General features: G+C 70.2%; 17 protein-coding genes and 1 pseudogene. 7 read left to right on the top strand and 11 right to left on the bottom strand.

The window, feature by feature from the left end; translation table 11 throughout:
• Positions 1 to 19 precede the first annotated feature (19 nt).
• Positions 20 to 1690 carry an MFS transporter gene (locus BIV24_RS05585; RefSeq protein ID WP_071365019.1) on the top strand — a complete coding sequence of 557 codons (1671 nt, stop codon included), beginning with the start codon at positions 20 to 22 and terminating at the stop codon, positions 1688 to 1690.
• A 101-nt stretch (positions 1691 to 1791) separates the two neighbouring features.
• Positions 1792 to 2556, top strand: a complete 765-nt coding sequence (locus BIV24_RS05580; protein ID WP_071365018.1) for a DUF2127 domain-containing protein — start codon at positions 1792 to 1794, stop codon at positions 2554 to 2556.
• 50 nt (positions 2557 to 2606) lie between these two features.
• Here the strand turns inward: BIV24_RS05580 and BIV24_RS05575 are convergent, their stop codons facing one another.
• From BIV24_RS05575 to BIV24_RS05555, 5 genes are all read right to left on the bottom strand, one after another.
• Entirely contained in the window at positions 2607 to 3149 is a 543-nt protein-coding gene (locus BIV24_RS05575) for a hypothetical protein (protein WP_071365017.1), read from the bottom strand.
• Positions 3146 to 4639 (bottom strand): sensor histidine kinase, encoded by a 1494-nt coding sequence (locus BIV24_RS05570; protein WP_071365016.1) that lies wholly within the window; start codon positions 4637 to 4639, stop codon positions 3146 to 3148. Before BIV24_RS05570 ends, BIV24_RS05575 begins: the two co-directional genes overlap by 4 nt.
• Positions 4636 to 5316, bottom strand: coding sequence for a response regulator transcription factor (locus tag BIV24_RS05565; RefSeq protein WP_071365015.1), 681 nt, complete (start codon positions 5314 to 5316; stop codon positions 4636 to 4638). The genes BIV24_RS05570 and BIV24_RS05565 overlap by 4 nt, the downstream gene beginning before the upstream one ends.
• 79 nt (positions 5317 to 5395) lie before the next feature.
• The gene (murJ, locus tag BIV24_RS05560; protein WP_425442526.1) at positions 5396 to 7237 is read right to left on the bottom strand and encodes a murein biosynthesis integral membrane protein MurJ; all 1842 of its coding nucleotides are present in this window, start codon (positions 7235 to 7237) and stop codon (positions 5396 to 5398) included.
• Complete coding sequence (locus tag BIV24_RS05555; RefSeq protein WP_071365013.1) at positions 7162 to 8343, bottom strand: lipid II:glycine glycyltransferase FemX; 1182 nt, start codon at positions 8341 to 8343, stop codon at positions 7162 to 7164. Before BIV24_RS05555 ends, murJ begins: the two co-directional genes overlap by 76 nt.
• Positions 8344 to 8850: 507 nt before the next feature.
• Between BIV24_RS05555 and BIV24_RS05550 the strand changes: the two genes are divergently transcribed.
• Positions 8851 to 10056 carry a L,D-transpeptidase gene (locus tag BIV24_RS05550; RefSeq protein ID WP_071365012.1) on the top strand — a complete coding sequence of 402 codons (1206 nt, stop codon included), beginning with the start codon at positions 8851 to 8853 and terminating at the stop codon, positions 10054 to 10056.
• Between the two features lie 367 nt (positions 10057 to 10423).
• On the opposite strand, the gene BIV24_RS05545 is transcribed toward BIV24_RS05550, so the two are convergent.
• Both BIV24_RS05545 and BIV24_RS05540 read right to left on the bottom strand, forming a co-directional pair.
• The gene (locus tag BIV24_RS05545; protein ID WP_071365011.1) at positions 10424 to 11320 is read right to left on the bottom strand and encodes an aldo/keto reductase; all 897 of its coding nucleotides are present in this window, start codon (positions 11318 to 11320) and stop codon (positions 10424 to 10426) included.
• A gap of 1 nt (position 11321) precedes the next feature.
• A pseudogene (locus BIV24_RS05540) lies at positions 11322 to 12232 on the bottom strand (NAD-dependent epimerase/dehydratase family protein).
• A gap of 45 nt (positions 12233 to 12277) precedes the next feature.
• Here BIV24_RS05540 and BIV24_RS05535 point away from each other — a divergent pair.
• The 4 genes from BIV24_RS05535 (at position 12278) to BIV24_RS05520 (ending at position 16020) form a co-directional block, all read left to right on the top strand.
• A complete protein-coding gene (locus BIV24_RS05535; protein ID WP_177198627.1) occupies positions 12278 to 12799 on the top strand; it encodes an Lrp/AsnC family transcriptional regulator in 522 nt (173 codons plus the stop codon).
• Between the two features lie 60 nt (positions 12800 to 12859).
• On the top strand, positions 12860 to 13288 hold the full coding sequence (locus BIV24_RS05530) for a MerR family transcriptional regulator (protein ID WP_071365009.1): 429 nt from the start codon (positions 12860 to 12862) through the stop codon (positions 13286 to 13288).
• The gene (locus BIV24_RS05525) at positions 13288 to 13620 is read left to right on the top strand and encodes a thioredoxin family protein (protein ID WP_071365039.1); all 333 of its coding nucleotides are present in this window, start codon (positions 13288 to 13290) and stop codon (positions 13618 to 13620) included. Before BIV24_RS05530 ends, BIV24_RS05525 begins: the two co-directional genes overlap by 1 nt.
• Positions 13621 to 13740: 120 nt before the next feature.
• Positions 13741 to 16020 (top strand): HelD family protein, encoded by a 2280-nt coding sequence (locus BIV24_RS05520; RefSeq protein ID WP_079168031.1) that lies wholly within the window; start codon positions 13741 to 13743, stop codon positions 16018 to 16020.
• A 199-nt stretch (positions 16021 to 16219) separates the two neighbouring features.
• On the opposite strand, the gene glgB is transcribed toward BIV24_RS05520, so the two are convergent.
• From glgB to BIV24_RS05500, 4 genes are all read right to left on the bottom strand, one after another.
• Entirely contained in the window at positions 16220 to 18514 is a 2295-nt protein-coding gene (gene glgB / locus BIV24_RS05515) for a 1,4-alpha-glucan branching enzyme (RefSeq protein WP_079168030.1), read from the bottom strand.
• A 27-nt stretch (positions 18515 to 18541) separates the two neighbouring features.
• Positions 18542 to 19942, bottom strand: coding sequence for a maltokinase N-terminal cap-like domain-containing protein (locus BIV24_RS05510; protein ID WP_071365008.1), 1401 nt, complete (start codon positions 19940 to 19942; stop codon positions 18542 to 18544).
• A gap of 67 nt (positions 19943 to 20009) precedes the next feature.
• A complete protein-coding gene (treS, locus tag BIV24_RS05505; RefSeq protein ID WP_071365007.1) occupies positions 20010 to 21710 on the bottom strand; it encodes a maltose alpha-D-glucosyltransferase in 1701 nt (566 codons plus the stop codon).
• Positions 21707 to 22874: alpha-amylase family glycosyl hydrolase (locus BIV24_RS05500; protein WP_483883270.1), on the bottom strand; the 1168-nt coding region annotated here is incomplete at its 5' end. The genes BIV24_RS05500 and treS, both read right to left, overlap by 4 nt.

The raw sequence follows: 22874 nt of genomic DNA, 5'->3' as shown, positions 1-22874 counted from the left end.
AAGAGGAAGGCCCGCACCCATGCGTCTCGTGATCAACGAACCCGTCGAGAGGACGGGCCGGCCCTACGCCCGGCGCTGGTGGGCGCTGCTCGTCCTCTGCCTGAGCCTGCTGATCATCGTGATGGCGAACACCGCCCTCACCGTCGCCGCGCCCGACATGACCCGGGACCTCGGCCTCACCAGCGCCGACCTGCAGTGGGTCATCGACGGCTACACCGTCCCCTACGCGGCGCTGATGCTCCTGCTCGGCGCGATCGGCGACAAGTACAGCCGACGCGGCGCGCTCGTCCTCGGGCTGGTGGTGTTCGGCGGCGGATCCGTCTTCGGCTACCTCGCCGGCAGCGCCGCGACCGTCATCGCCGCTCGCGCGATCATGGGCGTGGGCGCCGCGCTGATCATGCCGGCCACGCTCTCCCTCCTCGCCGCGACCTTCCCGCGCTCCGAGCGCGCCAAGGCGATCACCCTGTGGACCGCCACCGCCGGGCTGGCGATCGCCGGCGGTCCGGTCGTCGCGGGCGCGCTGCTCAAGAACCACGGCTGGGCCTCGACCTTCCTGATCAACGTCCCGATCGCCGCCGTCGCTCTGGTCGCCGCCTTCGTCCTGGTCCCGCCGTCCAGGGCCGGTCACCACGACCGCATCGACTACGTCGGCGGCCTGCTGTCGGTGGTCTGGGTCGGCGCGCTCGTCTACATGATCATCGAGGGCCCGCACTTCGGCTGGGACGCCAAGGCGGTCACGGCAGCGGTCGTCGCGGGCGCGGGCCTGGTGGCCTTCGTCCTGTGGGAGCTGCGCCACCCGCGCCCGATCCTCGATGTGCGGCGTTTCACCAACCGCCGTTTCGCCGGGTCCAACCTCGCCGTCGCCCTGTTCTTCCTGGCCGTCTTCGGCGCCTTCTACTACCTCACCCAGCACCTGCAGTTCGTCCTGGGCTACGACGCCCTGGCCACCGGCGTACGCATGCTGCCGCTGGCGGGCGCCGTCTTCGTCGGCTCGGCGCTGACCGGTTACCTCACCCCGCGCGTCGGTATGAAGTGGACGGTGAGCGCGGGCATGGTCGCCGGCACCGTGGCGCTCGCGCTGCTGACCCAGGTGGACGGCTCGTCCTCGTACGGCGACTTCGTGGCGCCCCTGGTGATCCTCGGTCTGGCCATCGGCCTCGCCCTCTCGCCCTGCACCGACGCGATCATGGGCACCTTCCCGGAGTCCGAACTGGGCGTCGGCGGCGCCGTGAACGACACCTCGCTGGAGCTGGGCGGCTCGCTCGGCATCGCGATCCTCGGTTCCCTGCTCGCCACGTCGTACTCCGACCACCTCTCCGACGCCACCGCCGGCAGCAAGCTCACGGCGAGTGCCCTGTCCACCGCCCAGGACTCGGTCGGCGCCGGATACGCCGTCGCGCAGGGCATCGGGGAGAAGGCCCGGCAGCTCGCGGCGCAGGCCGCCCAGGCGGTCGACCCCCAGCAGGCCGCCCAGCTGAAGGCACAGGCCGGCCAACTCGCCGAGGGCGCCCGGCAGATGAAGGACGCGGTCGGCTCGTCCTTCGCGGACGCCGTCGCCCACACCAGCCTGGTCGGTGCCGTGATCCTCGGCGTGGGTACGCTCGCCGTGGCGCTGCTGCTGCCGCGCGGCAAGGCCGCCGTGGCGGAGCCCGTCGAGGAGGAGGCGAACGAACGGGTGGCAGTCGCCTGAACTAAAACTCCCTGGCGGTCGTCTCTTACCGCGATGCGATACCGTGCCGCGCCGATCAACCGGCGCGGCACGGTCGTACGCACCTAGGGAGGCACGGGGGAATGGCGATCGACTGGGACCGGCGCACCTGCGCACGCAAGGGCCATGTGACCTACGCGCCGGACGACCCCCGGCTGCGTATCCGGCTGCACGCGGAGACCGCCCTGGGGGAGGTGTGGCGCTGCCTGCGCTGCGGCGACTTCGCGCTCGGCGAGCCGCACGGCTCGGGACCGGCCGGCGACGCCCCGCTGGTGCCGCGCGGCAAGGTGTTGCGCGACCTGTTCATCCTGCGCTTCCTGGCGGTCGAGCGGGCGCTGCGCGGGGTGTTCATCGTGCTGGTCGCCGTGGCGGTCTGGAAGTTCAGCAACAGCCAGGACGCGGTGCGCAGACTGTTCAACGAGTACCTGGATGTCTTCCGCCCGGTCTTCAAGCACTTCCACTACGACCTGGACCACTCCCCGGTCATCGGCACCATTCAGAAGACCTTCGGCTACAAGCACTCCACGCTGCTGCTGGTGGCGTCCCTGCTGCTGGCGTACGCGCTGGTCGAAGTCATCGAGGCGGTCGGCCTCTGGCACGCCAAGCGCTGGGCCGAGTACCTGACGGTGGTCGCCACGGCCGCCTTCCTGCCGCTGGAGATCTACGAGCTCACCGAGCACGTCAGCGCCGTGAAGATCACCACCCTGGTCCTCAACATCATCGCTGTCCTCTACATCGCCCTGGCCAAGCGGCTGTTCGGGCTGCGCGGCGGGCGCAAGGCCTTCGAAGAGGAGCGGCGGAGCGCCTCGCTGCTGGAGGTGGAGGAGTCGGCGGGGGTGATGATCTGAGCACCCCCCCGGTTCCGTCGCCGCTGCCCGGGACCTTGGCTCTTCAGGCCCTAGCAGTGGGCCGCCGGGAGTGTGCCGTCGGGGCCCATGATGGTCACTTCCGCACCGCCGTCGCCGCCCGCGAACGCGACCGTGCACACCACCTGACGCACCGCGGCCGCCTTGAGGGGCCGTACCGCGAGCGGGAGGCGGAGGATCAGCTTGCCTGAGGTCGCCGTTATCCCCACGGGTCCATTCAGTTGCGGCGGCAGCTCCGTGTGGAGCCCGGCCTCGCGCTCGTTCGCCCAGGGGCCGGCGAACAGTGCGGCGACGACCTTCCCGCGGTCCACCGGCCCGGCGCCCGCTGGAGGATAGTCGGCGCCCCCCTTGGGATCCAGGTTCGTTCCGACCCGTCGCATCACCGGCGTCGGGCGGCCCTGAGGCGAGAGGAAGAAGAGGACCATTCGATTCTCGGGGGCGGGGAAGACACCGATGGTGGCAGGCCCGCCGGCCTCGATGACGTCGGTCTGCTGCACTCCGCAGCCGGTCAGCAGGGCCGCGGCGGTGACGCACGCGGCGACGGCACGCCCCACGGCGGTGCTCGGACGCTTCATCCGGTCGTCTCCCCGCCCATGAGGGGTATCTCCACTGTGAAGACGGCGCCACCGCGCGGGCCGTTCGCGGCCCGGACCGTGCCTCCGTGCAATCGCACGTTCTCCAGGGTGATGGCGAGGCCGAGACCGCTGCCCGCCGAACGGGTACGGGCCGCGTCCGCCTTGTAGAAGCGCTCGAAGATATGCGGCAGCACGTCCTCGGGGATGCCGGGGCCGCTGTCCGCGACCTCGGTGACAAGCCGGGCCGCACCGTTCACGCCGGTCGCCCGGGGCGTGCCGGGCGCGCCGTCACCGTACGTCTCGGTGCGCAGCCGTACCACGACGGGCGCGCTTCCGTGCCGCAGCGCGTTGCCGACGAGGTTGGCGATGACGATGTCGAAGCGTCGGGGGTCGAGACGGGCCCGGATGCCGTCGGGCAGGTCGGTGACGAGCTGTGCGGGATCGGTCCAGTGACGGCTCGTCAGGGTCTTGCGGATGGTCTGTGCGACGTCGACCTCGTCGGGGTTCAGCTCGGCGGCCCGGGCGTCGAAGCGGGAGATCTCCATCAAGTCCTCGACGAGTACGGCCAGTTTGCCCGTCTCGGCGCTGATCAGCCGGACGGCCGCGGCGGTGTCGGGAGCGAGGTGGGCGGCATCCTCGTCCAGGACCTCCGTGACAGCGAGCATCCCGGCCAGCGGGGTGCGCAGTTCGTGGGAGACGTCGGAGGCGAAGCGGCGGGCGCGCGCCTCGGCCTCCCGGAGTTCGCCTACAGTGCCCTCCAGTTCGACCGCGGACTCGTTGAAGGTTCGGGCCAGGTCGGCGAGTTCGTCGCTGCCCTTGACCTGGATGCGGGTGTCGAGGCGACCGTTGCCCATGCTCCGCGCCGCCTTCCGCAGGTCGCGGACCGGGCGCAGCACGCTGCGCGCCGCCAGCAGCGCGGGGACGAGTGCCACCGCGAGCCCCGGGACGGCCCCGTCGCGGGCCGCGGTGACCATGGCCCTGACGTTGGCCTCCTCGTCGATCAGCGGCATCACGGCGTACAGCACCAGCCCGGTGGGCCGGGTGGTCTTCCCGGCGCGGAAAACGGCCGGAACGGCGATGGTCAGCCACGGGTCGCCGCCCTTGACGACCCGCTGGAAGCTGCCGCCGGGGTTGGCGAGCGCGGCACGGCGCAGTTCGGGGGTGATCACGGTCGAAACGGGCCTGGCGCCGGAGGAGACCCGGAGCGATCCGTACTCGGCGAACACCACCCAGGGGTGCGGCTTGCCCTGCCCGGCGAGTCGAAGGACCTGGTTCTGAAGGGGCTCGCGCTGGACGGGCAGCGGCGTGGACAGCTCCTGGACCCGGTCGCGGAAGGAGGAGACGGCCGTGTCCTGGGCCTGTTCGAGGATCGTGGTGCGCGCCTTGCGGTAGGTGAGGGCCGCGGTGGTCCCGGCGCTGACGGCGGCGACCAGCAGAAAGGCGAGCACCAGTCGGGTACGCAGCCCGATGCGGGCTTTCCAGCGGCTCACAGCGGTCCGAAGCGGTAGCCGAAGCCCCGCAGGGTCTGGATGTAGCGGGGGCTGCCGGGCACGTCCTCGATCTTGTGGCGCAGCCGCCGTACGCAGGCGTCGACCAGGCGGGCGTCGCCGTGGAAGTTGTGTTCCCAGACCTGCTCGAGCAGTTGCTGTCGGCTGAAGACCTGCTCCGGCGCGGCGGTCAGATACAGCAGGAGCCTGAGCTCGGAGGGGGCGAGCATCACGCGCTCCCCGGCCTTGGTGACGCTCAGCCCCACACGGTCGATGGCGAGGTCGCCGTGGAACTCCACAGCGGGGCGCCCGCCCGGCTCCTCGACGCGGCGCAGCACGGCCCGGATGCGGGCCTCGATCACCTCCGTGCGAGCGGGTTTGACGATGTAGTCGTCGGCCCCGGCCTCCAGCCCCACCACGACGTCGAAGTCGTCACCGCGGGCCGTGAGCATGATGACCGGCAGTTGGCTTGCCTCGCGCACCTGACGGCAGACCTGGACCCCGTTCATGCCGGGCAGCATGAGGTCGAGGAGCAGCAGATCGGGCCGGAATTCACCGATGACCGCCAGCCCGGCTTCCCCAGTGGGGGCGGAGCGCACCTCGTGCCCGCGGCGGCGCAGGCCGAGCTCGATGCCTTCGCGGACGGAGGCATCGTCTTCTATGAGCAGGACGCGTGGCATGTGCGGAGTATTCCACTTCCCCAAGTGAGGAGAAGAGCTGGTCGGTTGGGGTGCAGAGGGTGGTAACGGGGCCACCTCGTCAGGCCCGGCGGCGGAGTGTGCGGGGCACCGCCCTGAGGGCGGCCTCCAGCTCGGTCAGGCGCAGGGGACGCGCCAGCAGTGCGAAGGTCGCCAGGATGGCCGCCGCGCCCGCCGCCACCGCCCCGAGCGGACCGAGACATCCCGCGCGGGCGGCCGCGAAGTGGCCGAGCGTGGCGGCCGGGACCGCGGCCAGCAGCAGTCGGCCCAGCGCGGTCGCGGACGGGGAGCGCCGCAGCGCGTGCCCAGAGCCCGTCGTCACCGAGAGCCTGCGGTCCAGCACGTACGCGGTGACCGCCCAGCCCGCGAAGAGCGCCACCGAGTACGCCCCGGCCATGCCGGTGACCGCCCAGCGCGCGGGCAGTAGCAGGCAAGCGGCTGCGGACAGGCCCGCGTTGAGTCCGGCGATCACGAGGTTCAGCAGAAACGGCGTGCGGGTGTCGGAGAGCGCGTAGAAGGCGCGCGAGAGGACGTACTGCCCGGAGAAGGCGATCAGTCCCGGCGCGAAGGCCGTGAGCGCCCCCGCCATGACAGTGATGTCGTCCGCGCCGGTCCCGCCGTACTGGAAGGCGATCGCCATGATCGGCCCGGCGAGCACGAGGAGCGCGCACGCGGCGGGCACGACGACGGCGGTGCTGCTGCGCAGGGCGTACGAGACGTCCCGCCGCACGCCCGCGGTGTCGCCGTCGGCCGCTGCCCTGCTCATCCGCGGCATCAGCGCGGTGACCAGCGAGACGGTCACGATCCCGTGCGGCACGGCCCACAGCAGATACGCGTTGCTGTACGCGCTGAACCCGGCCCCACCGTCGATCCCCTCGGCCGCCGCACGCTGCCCCGCCGCCGTCGCGAGCCAGGTCACCACCCAGTACGCGAGCTGGTTGGTGAACACGAGCATCACCAGCCAGCCGGCCGAGCGCAGCGGCCGGGACAGTCCGCTGCCCCGCCAGTCGAACCTGGGCCGCCAGCTGAAGCGCGCCGCGCGCAGGGACGGCAGCAGCGCCAACGCCTGGGCGACGATCCCGGCCGTGGTGCCCCAACCGAGCAGCGCGGTCTCACCGGGGGTGAGTGTGCCCCCGGTTCCGACCGTCGCCAGGTACAGACCGAAGACGGCGATGACGACCACGTTGTTGAGGACCGGGGTCCACATCATGGCGCCGAACCGGCCCCGCGCGTTCAGCACTTGCCCGAGCAGGGTGAACAGACCGAGGAAGAAGATCTGCGGCAGGCAGTAGCGCGCGAAAGCGACCGTCGTCGTCGCCTGCGCGCCGGTGTAGTCGGTGTAGGCCGCGACGATCGCGGGCGCGGCGAACACCGCCCCGGCCGTGATCAGCAGCAGGGCCGCCGTGCAGGCGGTGAGCAGCCGGTCCGTGTACGCGGCCCCGCCGTCCTCGTGCTCCTTGGCGGCCCTGACCAGCTCGGGCACGAAGACGGCGTTGAGGGCACCGCCCAGGAGCAGCGTGTAGACGATGTTGGGGACGGTGTTGCCGACCGCATAGCCGTCGGCGGTCAGCCCCACGCCGAGCGCGGCGGCGACCACGGCGGACCGTACGAATCCGGTGATGCGGGAGACGAGGGACCCTGCGGCCATGGCCGCGCCGCTGCGCAGTACCGAGCCGGGCCGGTGGGCCGGCTGCTCCGTCGTGGACGTGCCGGCGCTCGTGGAGGCAGCGGCAGCAGAATGGGCTGCGCAGGCGCCGGAAGCATCCGGAGCGTCGTAAGCGGCGGGAGTACCCGGGACGCCTGGAACAGCCGGAGTCCTGGAGGCGCTCATCGGCGGGCCAGATACATCTGGAAGGCGCGGTACAGCGTGTGGTTGGCGGTGCCGCCCAATGGTGTCTCCCATTCCCCCAGCGTCTCCACGACCTGACCCCCGGTGCCGAGCTTCCAGCGCAACAGCCCGAACGAGTGGGCGTCGGGGTCGAGTGTGGGCGGTACCCCGCGCATGTCGTAGACCTCCGCGCCCCGGGCGTGGGCGTCGACCATCATCTGCCACTGCAGGGCGTTGGAGGGGCGGACCTCGCGCCGGTGGTCCGCGGAGGCCCCGGTCTGGTACCAGACCCGGCGACCCACCGTGATCATAGTGTGGGCGGCCAGGATCTCGCCCTGGTGGTGGGCGAGATAGAGCCTCATCCGGCCCGGCTCCTCGGCGTTGAGGGCCGCGTACTGGCGCTCGTAGTACGCGAGTGAGCGGCCGAGCCGGAAGCCGTCGCGCTCCTCGGTGATCCTCAGCAGCCGGTAGAACTCGGGAAGGTCGGCGCCCCCGCCCACCCTCACCTCCACGCCCGACTTGCGCGCCCGGCGGATGTTGCGCCGCCACTCCTGGTTGAGCCCGGACCACAGGTCGTCGGAGGTACGTCCGGCAAGCGGCACCCGGAAAACGTAGCGAGGCTGTGCGTCCCCGTCGTCGTCGTCGCCGCAGCGCAGCCAGCCGCGGGCCCGCAGCCGCTCGGCCACGGCGGCACCCAAGGGATCGACCTCACAAGCGAGCACGTCGGTCAGGCGTCGCCCGGGGCCGGTCCCCGCCTTGAGCCTGGCGGCGTTCCACCGGCGGTAGGCGGGCGCCGGCCCGATGCGTACGGCGAACGCTCCCACGGCGCGCAGATGGCGCAACAGCGGGGTGAGCCAGCCGTCGAGATCCGGGTCGGTCCAGTCTGCGACGGGACCCTCGGGCAGGTAGGCGAAGTACTTACGAGTGCCGGGGAACTGGCGCAGCAGCACCAGCGCCACTCCGCTCAGCTTCCCCGCCCCGGGGCCGTCCTGCGGCCCCCAGCCGAGCAGCCGGGCCTGCCAGCCGTCCTTCACAGCAGCCCAGGACGGGCACTGCAGAAAGCCGGGGGCCAGGGCGGAGCCGAGGCGGGATGCCAGGAATGCACGGTACGCCTCGTCGGAGATGGGCCCCAGCCACGCATCCTGCCGGCCACGGCTTGCCGTCAAAAGCAGCGCTGACACTGCGCCTCCTCGGGTGCCGTCGTTGTCGAGTAAGGAACCGAGCCGTGAAGCACGGAACGCGAGGAAGATTCACAGGCGTCCGTGACCGTGCCGCGCGACGAATGTGACCGGACCATGACCGTTCCTGTGCAGTGGCTGTCACACGACGGCGCGCCTGTGTCCTGACCACGGGACCGGTTCCCTGGCCGTATGCGTGGCAATGGGCGGGGCGGATGCCTGACCTGGTCTCCGGCCGGCCGCCGGTGTGGCCGTGGCCGTCAGGTGGCCGGTCCGGCGAAGCGCCCGTCGGACCCGGACGGCGGCACATGACGGCGAGGAATCACGGCCGTCCATGACCGTCGCGCGCGGCGCGTGTGACCGGACGATGACCGTTCCCCTGCAGTTGCTGTCACACGGCTGACACGCCGCGGTCCTGGGGTTTTCGCGGCTTAGAGTCCCCGCGTCCCGACGTCTTCCCGACTTTCACGGAGGTATCCGTTGAGCCAGACACGTGTCGGACCGATACGCGTGGGCCCCGTGCGGGTTCGCGCCGTCACCACCGCCGCGGCGGCCGCCGTCCTGCTGACCGCCGCGCTCTCCGCCTGCTCCGCGGGCGGCTCGACGTCGGCCGAGGCGGACACGAAAGCCGGTGGCGGACACGCCCGCAGCGGGGCGGCGACGGTCACCGTGACGCCCCACGGCGCGCGAGCGAAGGCCGGTGAGCCGGTCAAGGTCGCCACGAACGACGGAACCCTCACCTCGGTCACCGTCACCGACGCCCAGGGCGGCAGGCTCACCGGCACGCTGTCGCACGACGGCCGGACCTGGACCTCGGACCGCAACGCCGTGCCCGGCGCCACGTACACGGTCAAGGCGGCGACCCACCGGGAAGACGGCACGGCGAACGAGGCGCACGAGTCCTTCACCACGGCCGCGGCCGACAAGGTCAACAAGGTGGAGTGGCGGCCGGGCGGCGCTACCACGGTCGGTGTGGCCCAGCCGATCTCCCTGGTCTTCGACTTCCCGGTGCGGAACAAGGCCGCGGTGGAGAAGCAACTCAAGGTCACCAGCTCGAACAACACAGAGGGCTCGTGGGGTTGGATGAAGGACTGGTCCGGCAAGGACCGGGTGGACTGGCGGCCCAAGGAGTACTGGCAGCCCGGCACCAAGGTGACCCTGGACGCCCGACTGAACGGCACCGACTCGGGTGCGAGCGGCGGCTGGTTCGTGCGTGACTACAAGCTCGGGTTCACCATCGGCGCGCGGCAGGTCGTCAAGGTCGACCTCGACAGCAAGCAGCTCACCATGGAACGCAACGGCAAGACGTTGCGGACCTTTCCGGTCTCCGGCGGCACCCCCGGCCCCGACACGGGCTCCTGGCGCGGCACAGAGGTGCTGATGGCGAAGGAGGGCACGATCCGGATGAACTCCGAGACCGTGGGCCTCGGCCACGCCTACGACGACATGGTCGACTACTCGATGCGTCTGACCTGGTCGGGAACGTACGCGCACGCCGCACCCTGGAACGCCGCCTACTTCGGCAGGGCCAACAAGAGCCACGGCTGCGTCGGCATGAGCGACGCCGACGCCAAATGGCTCTATGAACAGGCCCGGATAGGCGACCCTTTCGAGGTCAAGGGCGCGGAGACCAAGGGAGAGGTGGCCCTGAACAACGGCCTCGGCGACTGGAACGTCGACTGGGACCAGTGGCGCACCAGGAGTGCCCTGCGCTGACCGAGACGTCCGCACCGCTCGGCGAGCGGTGGGGCTCCGCCAGTCACTCTGAGACGGCGCAGTCCTCCGCGTCTTCGTCATCCGCCTCGCTCCGCAACCGTGGGACCGGACCTCACTCCAGAGCGCCCGGCCGGCGGGTATGGGCGATCACCGGGAGCAGGACGGGCCTGCGCCCTGGGCAGGAGCGTCTGGCCGTGGCCTTCACGCCGACGTGAAGGCCACGGCTCGGCGGCACGACCGGCTCGCCGCTCGGCTGGACGACCTGCACGAAGAGGCCGCCCGGCGCCGGGTGTTCGAGGAGGAGTGGCGGAGTGCGTCCCTCCTCGAGGGGGAGGAGTCGGCGGGGGTCACCGTCTGGTGCCGCTCGTCACTGGGCCCCATCGACCGCCTCGTCGAGGCGTGCCGTCTCCTCCTCGGTCAGTGTGAGATCCGCGGCCCGCGCCGAGTCCCGGATCGTCTCCGGGCGGCTCGCGCCCGGAATGGGAATCACGGTGGGCGACTTCGTCAGCAGCCAGGCCAGACAGAGCTGTTGGGGGCTGACGCCCCGCTCACGGGCGATCGTGTGGAAGGCGCCGAAGCGCTCCTCGCCTTGCAGCCCCGACGGCCCGTCCAGCGAGCTGCGGGAGATGCCACCCAGGGGGCTCCACGGCAGGAAGGCCAGGCCCAGCTCGGCGCACAGCCGCAGCTCGGGCTCGGCGGCGCGGACCGCGGGGGAGTACTGGTTCTGCACCGAGACCAGGCGGTCGCCCAGGATCTCGCGGGCCCGGTGGATCTGTTCGGTGTCCGTGTTGGACAGGCCCGCCAGGCGGATCGTGCCGTCGTCGAGCAGTTCGCGCAGCGCGCCGACGGACTCCTCGAAAGGCACCTCGGGATCCGGCTTGTGCAGCTGGTAGAGGCCGATCGCCTCGACGCCGAGCCGCTTCAGCGAGGCCTTGGCGGCCGCCTTGAGATGCTGCGGGGAGCCGGCGACGGTCCAGCGGCCGTCCGCCGGTCTGCCGCGGCCGCCCTTCGTCGTGACGAGTACGCCGGAGGTGTCGCCGCCGTAGGTCGCCAGTGCCCTGGCCACCAGGCGTTCGTTGTGGCCGGGTTCGGTGCCGGGCAGGTGGTAGGAGTCCGCCGTGTCCAGCAGCGTCACGCCTGCGTCCAGCGCGGCGTGCACCGTGGCCAGGGCGCGCCGCTCGTCCGGCCGGCCCTCGATGGACAGCGGCATCGCGCCCAGTCCGATGGCGCTCACCCGCAGATCGCCAAGAGTGCGGTGGTGCATGTCAGATGTCCTTTCCAAGCGTCTCGGCCACGGCCTTCGGCAGCCAGTCCCGTACGTGCCCGAAGCGGAAACCGAGTTGGATGGCACGGGAGTTGTCCATGCCGTAGAAGCGGGCGAAGGAGAACGGAGAAGTGCGGCCCACCTCGACGGGCTGCAGTACGGTCCGGCCGGCCGGCAGGTTCGCGGCCACCTCCGCGCACAGTTCCTCCGTGGTCAGCAGCCCGTGGGAGGCGGCGTTCACCGGGCCGTCGAAGGTCTCGCCCGCCGCCCAGAAGAGGAGGTCGGCGACCTCCTCGACGTGGATGTACGTGGCCGGATGGCCGGCGTGGGCACCGCGATCGGCTCGCCGGTGCGGATGCGGTCCGCGTAGTGCTTCAGACGTCCGGTGAAGTCGTCGTCCCCGCCCAGCACATGGGCCACCCGTACGGCCGTGTACGGGAAGGCCGGGTCCGCCGCGAACACCGCCTCGGCCTGCCGCTTGCCGTCGCCGTAGTGAGTCTCGAGGAACTCCTCGTCATCCCAGGGGAGGTCGAGGTCAACGGTGATGTCGCACGGGTCGAGGTCCGTCTCCCGTACGGGCGCGACGGAGTCCTCGTACTCGTACACCTCGACGGTCGATGTCATCACATAGCGCTGGGTACGTCCGGTGAACGCCCGCCGTGCGACGGCTGCCTGACGCGGGGTGTAGCAGACCTGGTCGACGACGACGTCGAAGGTGCGCGTTCCGAGCGCGTTCAGCAGCGCCTTCTCGTCATTCCGGTCCGCCACGAGGTGAATTGCGCCTGCGGGCGGGGCGGCGGAGCCGCGATTGACGACCGTGACCCGGTCTCCGGCCGCCAGCAGTCGCGCGATCAACCGCTTACCGAAATAGCGGTTGCCGCCGATGACCAATACCTCTCGTGGCTTGTGCATGGTCATAATTCTTCCGGCGTACCAGCCAGGCCTGAAGGGGGAGACATGGGAGTTCCGGCTGCGGCACCGAAAGAACAACGGCATCTGCGCGCTGCCACCAACGAAACGTCGGTGGCCTTCGACGCGTTGGACCGGCAGATCCTCCAGCTGCTCCAGGCCGACGGCAGGATCAAGCTGAGCGAGCTGGGGCGCCGGGTGCGGCTCAGCCCGGCAGCGGTGACCGAGCGGGTGCGGCGGCTGGAGGCCGCGGGTGCGATCACCGGGTACGGCGCGCAGGTCGCCCCGGCCCGGCTCGGCTACGGCATCCAGGCCTTCGTCCGGGTCAACCCGCACGGCGGCTACACCCTCAAGCACCCCCGCACCCTGGAACTGCTGGAACGCCCCGAGATCACCGAGGTCCACCACGTGGTCGGCGAGGACTGCTGGATCCTCAGGGTCGCCGTCACCGACACCGTCCATCTGGAGGAGGTCCTGGAGCAGACCTCGGCGCTCGGACGTACGACCACGTCGATCGTGCTGTCCTCCCCGGTGCCGCGCAAGCCGCTGCTCCCGCCGGCCCTGCCCTGACCCCGCCCCGCCTTCGCCGGCCTTGCCTTGACGCCGACGTCAACGCCTACGGTCGTAACCATGCGAATCGGCGAGCTGGCCGCGCGGGTCGGGACCACGACCCGGACGCTGCGGTACTACGAGTCGCGGGGGCTGCTGCCCGCGCGGCGGGACGCCCAAGGGCACCGCACCTATGACGAGCGGGACCTGACGCTGCTGCGGCAGATCCGCACGCTGCAGGATTTCGGGTTCGACCTGGAGGAGACGCGGCCCTTCGTGGAGTGTCTGCGGGCCGGGCATCCGGAAGGTGACTCGTGCCCGGCGTCGCTCGCGGTCTACCGGCGCAAGCTGGACGAACTCGACGCGCTGATCGGCGAGCTGCAGGCCGTGCGGGCGCAGGTCGGTGCTCAGTTGGTGCGGGCCGAGAGGGCGAGGGACGAGCTGGCCGCCGATGCGCTGGTTCCGGGCGGTCCGGAACCCGCGTGCGAGCTGGGAGGGCATGAGCGGTGATCAAGCAGGTGGCGGGTGTGAGTGAAGTGACGGACGAGGATTTCGAAGCGGAAGTGCTCGGGGCGGACCTGCCGGTGCTGGTGCAGTTCACGGCCGAATGGTGCGGACCGTGCAGGCAGCTGGCGCCGGTGCTGGGCGCCATCGCCTTCGAGGAGGGCGACCGGCTGAAGATCGTCCAGCTGGACGTGGACCGGAATCCGCGGACCACGATCACGTACGGCGTGCTGGGCACGCCGACCCTCATGGTGTTCCAGGGCGGCGAGCCCGTGAAGTCGATGGTGGGCGCCCGGCCCAAGCGGCGGCTGCTGGAGGAGCTGTCCGACGTGCTCTGAATCCAAACAGAACGCAATAAATCCCTCGAGCAATTGCGCTCGGGGGATTTTTCTGCGTATATTCAATAGTTCGCGACTCCAATTGAATCGGGTCGCGAAGATGTTCAGTAGCCACAGTATATCCGGGCGGGAGCGGAATTGTCAAACACCGAATTTCCAGACGATGAATTTCGCAGGGAGCAGGAATTCATCGACGGGTTGTACGCGCGCGTGGACGCGCTGCGCGGTGACACCGAGACGTCCGTCACGGACGCGCTGGCGCAGGGCGACAAGCCCATGCAGGCCCGGCTGGAGCGGGACATCCTCGTCGCCGAACGGTCGGGGCTGCTGGCGGCGCTGAACGCCGTGGACGGTTCGCTCTGTTTCGGCCGGATCGACCTCACCTCCGGCAAGACCCACCACATCGGCCGCATCGGGCTGCGCGCCGACGACCCGGACCGCACGCCGATCCTGATCGACTGGCGGGCCGAGGTCGCCCGCCCCTTCTACCTGGCCACCGGCCACACCCCGATGGGACTGCGCAGGCGCCGGCACATCTCCACCGACGGGCGCCGGGTCACGTCCCTGCACGACGAGATCCTCGATCTCGGCGACCGCGAGCGCACCGGCCACGAGGACCCGTCCGGTGACGCCGTGCTGCTCGCCGCGCTCAACTCGGCCCGCACCGGCCGGATGGGCGACATCGTGCAGACCATCCAGGCCGACCAGGACCGCATCATCCGCGCACCGCACCGAGGCGTACTGGTGGTGGAGGGTGGCCCCGGCACCGGCAAGACGGCTGTCGCCCTGCACCGGGCGGCGTTCCTCCTCTATGAACACCGGGAATTGCTCGCCAAGCGGGCCGTCCTCATCGTCGGCCCCAACCCGGCCTTCCTCGGCTACATCGGCGAGGTGCTGCCCTCGCTCGGTGAGACGGGCGTGCTGCTGGCGACGGTCGGCGAGCTGTTCCCCGGAGTGAAGGCGACCGCGACCGACACGCCCGAAGCGGCCGCCGTGAAGGGCCGGGCCGACATGGCGGACGTGCTCGCCGCCGTCGTACGGGACCGGCAGGCACTGCCCGACCCGGTGATCGCCATCGAGCACGACCGCGAGGTCCTGATGCTGGACGACGGGCTGGTGAGTGTGGCCCGCGAGCGCACCCGCGGCGCGAAGCTGCCGCACAACGCGGCCCGCGAGTACTTCGAGGGCCACATCCTCAACACGCTCACCGACATGGTCGCCGAGCGGATCGGCACCGACCCGTACGACGGCTCCAACCTTCTGGACGCCAGCGACATCACCCAGATTCGGGACGAACTCGCCGAGAACTCCGAAGTCTGGTCGGCAATCGACCAGTTGTGGCCCCGGTTGACCCCGCAGCGGCTGGTTGCGGACTTTCTCGCCGACCCGGAGGGGTATGTGTCCGACGAGGACGCGGCCGCCGTCCGCCGCCCGGTCACGCGCGCCTGGACCACGGCCGATGTGCCGCTCCTCGACGAGGCGGCCGAACTCCTCGGTGAGGACGACCGGATGGCCCGCGCCCATGCCGAACGCGAGCGCGAGGCCCAGGTCGCCTTCGCGCAGGGCGTGCTGGACGTGTCGTACGCGTCCCGGACCTACGAGTTCGAGGACAAGGAGGAGGACGATCCCGACGCGTCGGAGGTCCTGTCCGCACACCACATCATCGACGCCGAGCGGTTCGCCGAGCGGCACGAGGAGGCCGACCACCGCAGCGCCGCCGAACGCGCGGCGGCCGACCGCACCTGGGCGTTCGGGCACATCATCGTCGACGAGGCGCAGGAGCTGTCGCCGATGGCGTGGCGGCTGCTGATGCGGCGCTGCCCGACCCGTTCGATGACGCTGGTCGGCGACCCGGCGCAGACGGCCGAGGCCGCCGGGGTCGGCTCGTGGTCGGAGATCCTCACGCCGTACGTCGAGGACCGCTGGGAACACACCCGCCTCGGCGTCAACTACCGTACTCCGGCCGAGATCATGGACGTGGCGGCGAGCGTGGTGCGCGCGGAGACCCCCGGCTTCGAACCACCGAGTTCGGTACGGTCCACGGGCGTACGGCCCTGGGTACGCGCCACCGACGACCTGCCCGGAGCCGTGGCCAAGGCGGTGGAGGAGCTGACCCCCTCCGAGGGCCGGCTCGCGGTGATCGCGCCGCGCGAACTGCACCGGTCGCTCGCCGCGCACCTGGACGGGGTGACGGCGGGCGCGGAACCGGATCTGACCCGGACCGTGGTGTTGCTCGACGCGCGTCAGTCCAAGGGGCTGGAGTTCGACTCCGTGCTCGTGGTCGAGCCCGGCCACTACGGCACGAGCGACCTGTACGTGGCCCTGAGCCGGGCCACGCAGCGGCTCGGCGTGCTCTACACCCGTGACCTGCCGAAGGCTCTGGCGGACGCCCTCGCGTAGGGCCGGTGCCGGCAGTCCCGTCGTCCGTTCGAAGGGGGACGGGACTGCCAACCACGCCCTAACGACCTGGGGAGCAATGGGGAGCGGCGTCGCGGCGTCCGGCACGGCCGCTCACGGCGTTGCCGGAAGGTCCTGGTAGCTCCGCTACGAGGACCTTCCGGCGCCTTGCGATCGACCGCACCGGACGCCGCTCCTTCACTCACTCCCCATTGCTCCCCAGGTCGTAAGCCGGCCGCAGCCACACCGTCGCCAGCGGCGGCAGGGTCGGCCGGATGCCGGCCGGGCGGCCGTGCCAGGGGGCGGAGTCCGGTTTCAGTGGGTCGGGGTTGCGGACGTCGCTGCCGCCGTACTGTGCGGTGTCGGTGTTCAGGAGTTCGTGCCAGGCGGGGACGTCGTCGGGGACGCCCAGGCGGTAGTCGTGGCGGACGACCGGGGAGAAGTTCGAGACGGACAGCAGGGGCGTGCCTTCCGTGTCGAATCGGAGGAAGGCGAGGACGTTGTCGTCGGCGGCGTCGGCTGTGATCCATTGGAAGCCGGACGGGTCGGTGTCGCGTTGCCACAAGGCAGGGGTGTGGCGGTAGTGGGTGTTGAGGTCGCGGACGAGGTCGCGTACGCCGCGGTGGTCGGGTTCGGCTCCGTAGGCGGGGTCGAGGAGCCACCAGTCGGGGCCGTGGGCTTCGGACCATTCGGCGCCCTGGGCGAATTCCTGTCCCATGAAGAGGAGTTGTTTGCCGGGGTGGGCCCACATGTAGGCGAGGTAGGCGCGGTGGGTGGCGCGCTGCTGCCACCAGTCGCCGGGCATCTTCGACACCAGTGACCGTTTGCCGTGCACGACTTCGTCGTGGGAGATCGGCAGGAGGTAGTTCTCGCTGTAGGCGTACATCATCGAGAAGGTCAGCTCGTTGTGGTGGTGCTTGCGGTGCACGGGGTCCTTGGAGAGGTAGGCGAGGGTGTCGTGCATCCAGCCCATGTTCCATTTCAGGCCGAAGCCCAGGCCCTGGTGGTGGGTGGGGCGGGTGACGCCGTCGAAGGCGGTGGATTCCTCGGCGATGGTGACGACGCCGGGGCAGCGGCGGTGGACGGTGGCGTTCATCTCTTTCAGGAAGGCGATCGCGTCGAGGTTCTCGTTGCCGCCGTAGGGGTTGGGGGTCCACTGGCCGCTCTGGCGGGAGTAGTCGAGGTAGAGCATGGAGGCGACGGCGTCCACGCGTAGTCCGTCGATGTGGAACTCCTCGCACCAGTAGACGGCGTTGGCGGTCAGGAAGTTGCGTACTTCGTGTCGACCGTAGTCGAACTCGAGGGTTCCCCAGTCGGGGTGGGCGGCTTGCTGGGGGTCGGGGTGTTCGTACAGGGGGCGGCCGTCGAAGGCGGCCAGGGCCCAGTCGTCGCGGGGGAAGTGGGCGGGTACCCAGTCCATGAGGACGCCGATGCCTGCCTGGTGCAGTGCGTCGATGAGGTACCTGAAGTCGTCGGGGGTGCCCAGGCGGGCGGTGGGCGCGTAGAAGCCGGTGACCTGGTAGCCCCAGGAGCCGCCGAAGGGGTGCTCCGCGAGCGGCATCAGTTCCACGTGGGTGAAGCCGAGGTCGTTCACGTATGCGGGGAGTTGCTCGGCGAGTTGGCGGTAGGTCAGTCCTGGGCGCCAGGAGGGGAGATGGATCTCGTACACGGAGACGGGCGCCTCGGTGACCGGTCGGTCATTGCGCCGGGCCATCCATTCCGCATCACTCCACGTGTACGTCGACCGGGCCACGATCGACGCGGTCGCGGGCGGGACCTCGGTACGGCGGGCCAGCGGATCCGCGCGGAGGGTGTGCGTGCCGTCGGGGCGCGTGAGGTCGAACTTGTACAGTTCGCCCTCACCGATGCCGGGCACGAACAGCTCCCACACACCGCTCGAGCCGAGCGAACGCATCGGATGGCCCGTACCGTCCCAGAAGTTGAAGCCACCGATCACGCGTACGCCCCGTGCGTTCGGCGCCCACACTGAGAAACGGGTGCCTCTTACGCCCTGGTGTGTCATCGGGTGGGCGCCGAGCGCCTGCCACAGCTCCTCGTGCCGGCCCTCGCCGATCAGGTGCAGGTCCAGTTCGCCGAGGGCGGGAAGGAAGCGGTAGGCGTCCTCGGTCTCCAGCACGGCTCCCTCGTACGTCACCAGCAGCCGGTACTCGGGGACGTCGTGCAGCGGCAGCACTCCCGAGAAGAAGCCGTCCCTGTCGTCGTGCAGTTCGGCCCGCAGGCTCCCGGCGACGACGGTGACGGACAGCGCGTAGGGGCGGAGGGCCCGGAAGGCGACCCCGTCGGGCACCGGATGGGCGCCGAGCACCGCGTGCGGGTCGTGATGGGTGCCCGCCAGCAGCCGTTCACGATCACCGGTGCCGACGGCGGAGGAGAGGGCCATGTCCGCCGCGCCCCGCTCCGGTGCCGCCTTCGCGCCGGTCTTCTCCTGACCGTCGTCGTTCGTCTTCCTGCTGTCGTCGGACGGAGTGCGGGGCATCACGGGCGGGCCTCCTCGGCAGGGGGATCAGTGCGTCACGCCGGCGGACAGACGGCGTATGGCCGCCATCGGCACCGGCAGCCAGTCGGGGCGGTGGCGGGCCTCGTACAGGACTTCGTAGACGGCCTTGTCCGTCTCGTACGCGCGCAGCAGCACGGGATCGGTCCGCGGGTCGCGCCCCGCGGACACCGTGTACCCGGAGCAGAACGCGGCCCGGCACGCCGTGGCCCACTCCGGTGCCGGGGGGACGGCGGAGTGTGCGGCGTAGTCGAAGGAGCGCAGCATCCCCGCGACGTCTCGCACCGTCGGCTGCGGCATCCGGCGCTCGGCCAGCGACTTCGACGGCTCACCCTCGAAGTCGATGAGGGACCACTCTCCGGACGGCGAGCGCAGGCACTGGCCCAGGTGCAGATCGCCGTGGATGCGCTGGGCGGTCCAGGCGCGCCCCTCGGCGGCGAAGGCGGTCAGCTCCTCGAACACGGAGTGCAGCGCGGGCGCGTAGGGCTGCAGTGCGGGTACCGCCTGCGCAGCCGCCTCCAGCCGCCGGGCCATGCCGTCGGCCAGCGCCCGTATCTGGGCATGTCCCATGGTGACCGTGGGCAGTGTGTGGGCCAGTGCTCTGTGCACCTCGGCCGTCGCCCGCCCGAGTGCCCGCGCCTCCGCCGTGAAGTCCTCGCTCTTGGCCAGCTCGCGCAGCGCCAGTTCCCAGCCGTCCGTGGCTCCCCGTACATAGGGTTGCAGTACGGCCAGGATGTACGGGTCGTCGACGCCGTCGAGGTCGGCGCGCAGCCAGCCGGTCGGCGCGGGCACCCGGGGGCAGCCCTCGCGCGAGAGCACCAGCGGCAGTTCCAGATCAGGGTTGATGCCCGGAACGATGCGCCGCAGCAGCTTTAGGATGAACGTATCTCCATAGATGACCGACGAGTTGGACTGCTCCGAAGTCAGCCTCCGCGGGACGAGTCCGCCCCGTATCCTCTGGTGTCCGTCTCCCTCGAAGCGGAGCCGGCCGACGCGGGCTCGGGTGCGGATCGCCTTCAGGAGCACAGCGGCGGCCCGGGGGTCGTACAGCGCCTCGTAGACGGTCCGCCCCGCCAGCGGGCCCTTCTCCGGACGTCCGATGAGCGCGGGCGCCAGCCGTGGTGGCAGCACCTCGCGCACGCCTATCAGCAGTTGGTAGCAGTCCCCGGGGTGCGACACGGCACCCCGGGCGGGGGAGTCCGGCTGATGGGCCCGTACGAGCAGGTGGATGAGGCGCGGTGTGCCGCCGGGCGGCAGCAGATCGGTGGCCGAAACCAGCGACAACCCGGTGACCGGCCGTCCCTTGCCCGCGAACCAGCGCTGCCGCGGCAGCCATTCCCGCAGCGGCGGGCCGAGGGATGTGAGCAGGCTGGGGCGTTGCGAGGCGGCGCGGGTGACGGCTTCCGACATGGCGTGCGTCCTTTCCCCGGCGATGGGTGCCGTGGCGAGGCGGAGGGAAACCGCCCCGCTCCGGGCGTTAGGCGACGTTGTCGCGGAGGCGGAACCAGTAGAAGCCGTGGCCTGCGAGGGTGAGGAGGTAGGGCAGTTCACCGATGGCGGGGAAGTGGACCTGGCCGATCAGTTCGACGGGGTGGTGGCCGGTGAAGCGGCCGAGGCCGAGTTCGGTGGGCTGGGCGAAGCGGGAGAAGTTGTGCACGCACATCACGAGGTCGTCGCCGTGTTCGCGGACGAAGGCGAGGACGGCCGGGTTGGAGGAGGACAGTTCGGTGTACGAGCCCAGGCCGAAGGCGGGGTTCTGCTTGCGGATCTCGATCATCCGCCGGGTCCAGTGCAGCAGGGAGGACGGCGAGGACATCGACGCCTCCACGTTGGTGACCTGGTAGCCGTAGACCGGGTCCATGATCGTGGGCAGGTAGAGGCGGCCGGGATCGCAGGAGGAGAAACCCGCGTTGCGGTCCGGGGTCCACTGCATCGGGGTGCGTACCGCGTCCCGGTCGCCGAGCCAGATGTTGTCGCCCATGCCGATCTCGTCGCCGTAGTACAGGATCGGGGAGCCGGGCAGGGACAGCAGCAGGGCGGTGAACAGTTCGATCTGGTTGCGGTCGTTGTCCAGCAGCGGCGCCAGGCGGCGGCGGATGCCGATGTTGGCGCGCATCCTGGGGTCTTTGGCGTACTCGGCCCACATGTAGTCACGTTCTTCGTCGGTGACCATTTCCAGGGTGAGTTCGTCGTGGTTGCGCAGGAAGATGCCCCACTGGCAGCCGGCGGGGATGGCGGGGGTCTTGGCGAGGATCTCCGAGACGGGGTAGCGGGTTTCACGGCGTACGGCCATGAAGATGCGGGGCATGACGGGGAAGTGGAAGGCCATGTGGCATTCGTCGCCGCCGCTTTGGTAGTCGCCGAAGTAGTCGACGACGTCCTCGGGCCACTGGTTGGCCTCGGCCAGAAGAACGGTGTCGGGGTAGTGGGCGTCGATCTCCTTGCGGACGCGTTTGAGGAAGGTGTGGGTGGCGGGCAGGTTCTCGCAGTTCGTGCCCTCCTGCGCATACAGATACGGCACCGCGTCCAGGCGGAACCCGTCGATGCCCAGGTCGAGCCAGAACCGCAGCGCGGCCAGGATCTCCTCCTGCACCACCGGGTTGTCGTAGTTGAGGTCCGGCTGGTGGGAGAAGAACCGGTGGAAGTAGTACTGGCCCCTGACCGGGTCGAAGGTCCAGTTGGAGGCCTCGGTGTCGACGAAGATGATCCGCGCGTCCGTGTACTGCTTGTCGTCGTCGGCCCAGACGTAGTAGTCGCCGTAGGGGCCGTGCGGGTCGGTGCGGGAGGCCTTGAACCACGGATGCTGGTCGCTGGTGTGGTTCATCACGAAGTCGATGATCACCCGCATGCCCCGCTGGTGGGCTGCGTCCACGAACTCCACGAAGTCCGCCAGATCCCCGAACTCGGGCAGCACGGCCGTGTAGTCGGCGACGTCGTAGCCGCCGTCGCGCAGGGGGGAGGTGAAGAACGGGGGCAGCCACAGGCAGTCGACGCCCAGCCACTGCAGATAGTCCAGCCTCGCGGTCAGCCCCTTCACATCGCCCACGCCATCACCGTTGCTGTCCTGGAAGGAGCGGACCAGGACCTCGTAGAACACCGCCCGTTTGAACCACTGCGGATCACGGTCGGCGGCGGGAGTGTCCTCGAAGGTGTCCGGGACGGGCTCGTTGACGATCATCGTGTGGGTGACCCTCCGATGGGCGGTGACGACGGTCGCGGTCGCAGGACACTCAGCACATGCGCGGGATGCTCATGTGGCGCAAGACGTACATAGTTGGTCCTGCCCCAGTGGTAGGTGACACCGGTGAGCTCATCACGCACCGGCACCGACTCGTTCCAGTCAAGACCGAGCCGCGGCATGTCCAACGAGACCGTCGCCTCCTGGGTGTGGTGAGGATCCAGGTTCACCACCACCACCACCGCATCCGCACCCGAACACTTCGAGTAGACGATCACCGCGTCGTTGTCCGCATGATGAAAACGCAGATTCCGCAACTGCCGCAGCGCGCGGTGCTCACGACGGATGCGATTGAGGGAGGTGATCAGCGGGGCAATGCTGCGCCCCTCCCGCTCGGCACCCTCCCAGTCCCTCGGCCTGAGCTGGTACTTCTCCGAGTCCCGGTACTCCTCCCCGCCCTCCTCCAGTGGCACGTTCTCACACAACTCGAAACCCGAGTACATCCCCCACGACGGCGACAGCGTCGCCGCCAGCACCGCCCGCACCTCGAACGCCGCCCGCCCCCCGCGCTGCAGATACACGGGCAGGATGTCGGGAGTGTTCACGAAGAAGTTCGGCCGCAAAAACGCAGCCGTCTCCTGCGTCAACTCACCCAGATACTCCGTCAGTTCCTGTTTCGTGTTTCGCCACGTGAAATACGTGTACGACTGCTGGAACCCCACCGCGGCCAGCGTCCGCAGCATCGCCGGCCGGGTGAACGCCTCCGCCAGGAAGATCACATCCGGATCCGACCGGTTGATCTCCCCCACCACCCGCTCCCAGAACACCACCGGCTTGGTATGCGGATTGTCCACCCTGAAGATCCGCACCCCCAGCCCCATCCAGAACCGCAGCACCCGCAGCGTCTCCGCCACCAGCCCGTCCATGTCCGCATCGAAGAACACCGGATAGATGTCCTGATACCTCTTCGGCGGATTCTCCGCATACGCCACCGACCCGTCCCCACGATGGCGAAACCACTCCGGATGCTTCAACACCCACGGATGATCCGGCGAACACTGCAACGCGAAATCCAGCGCCACCTCAAGACCCACATCCCGCGCCCGCCCCACGAACCAGACGAAATCCTCCACCGCCCCCAACTCCGGATGCACCGCATCATGC

Origin of the sequence: Streptomyces colonosanans (genome assembly GCF_001866645.1) — a bacterium.
GTDB classification, from domain to species: domain Bacteria; phylum Actinomycetota; class Actinomycetes; order Streptomycetales; family Streptomycetaceae; genus Streptomyces; species Streptomyces colonosanans.
Note: the sequence above shows the minus strand (reverse complement) of the source record. Positions and strands in the feature narration are given on the sequence as shown.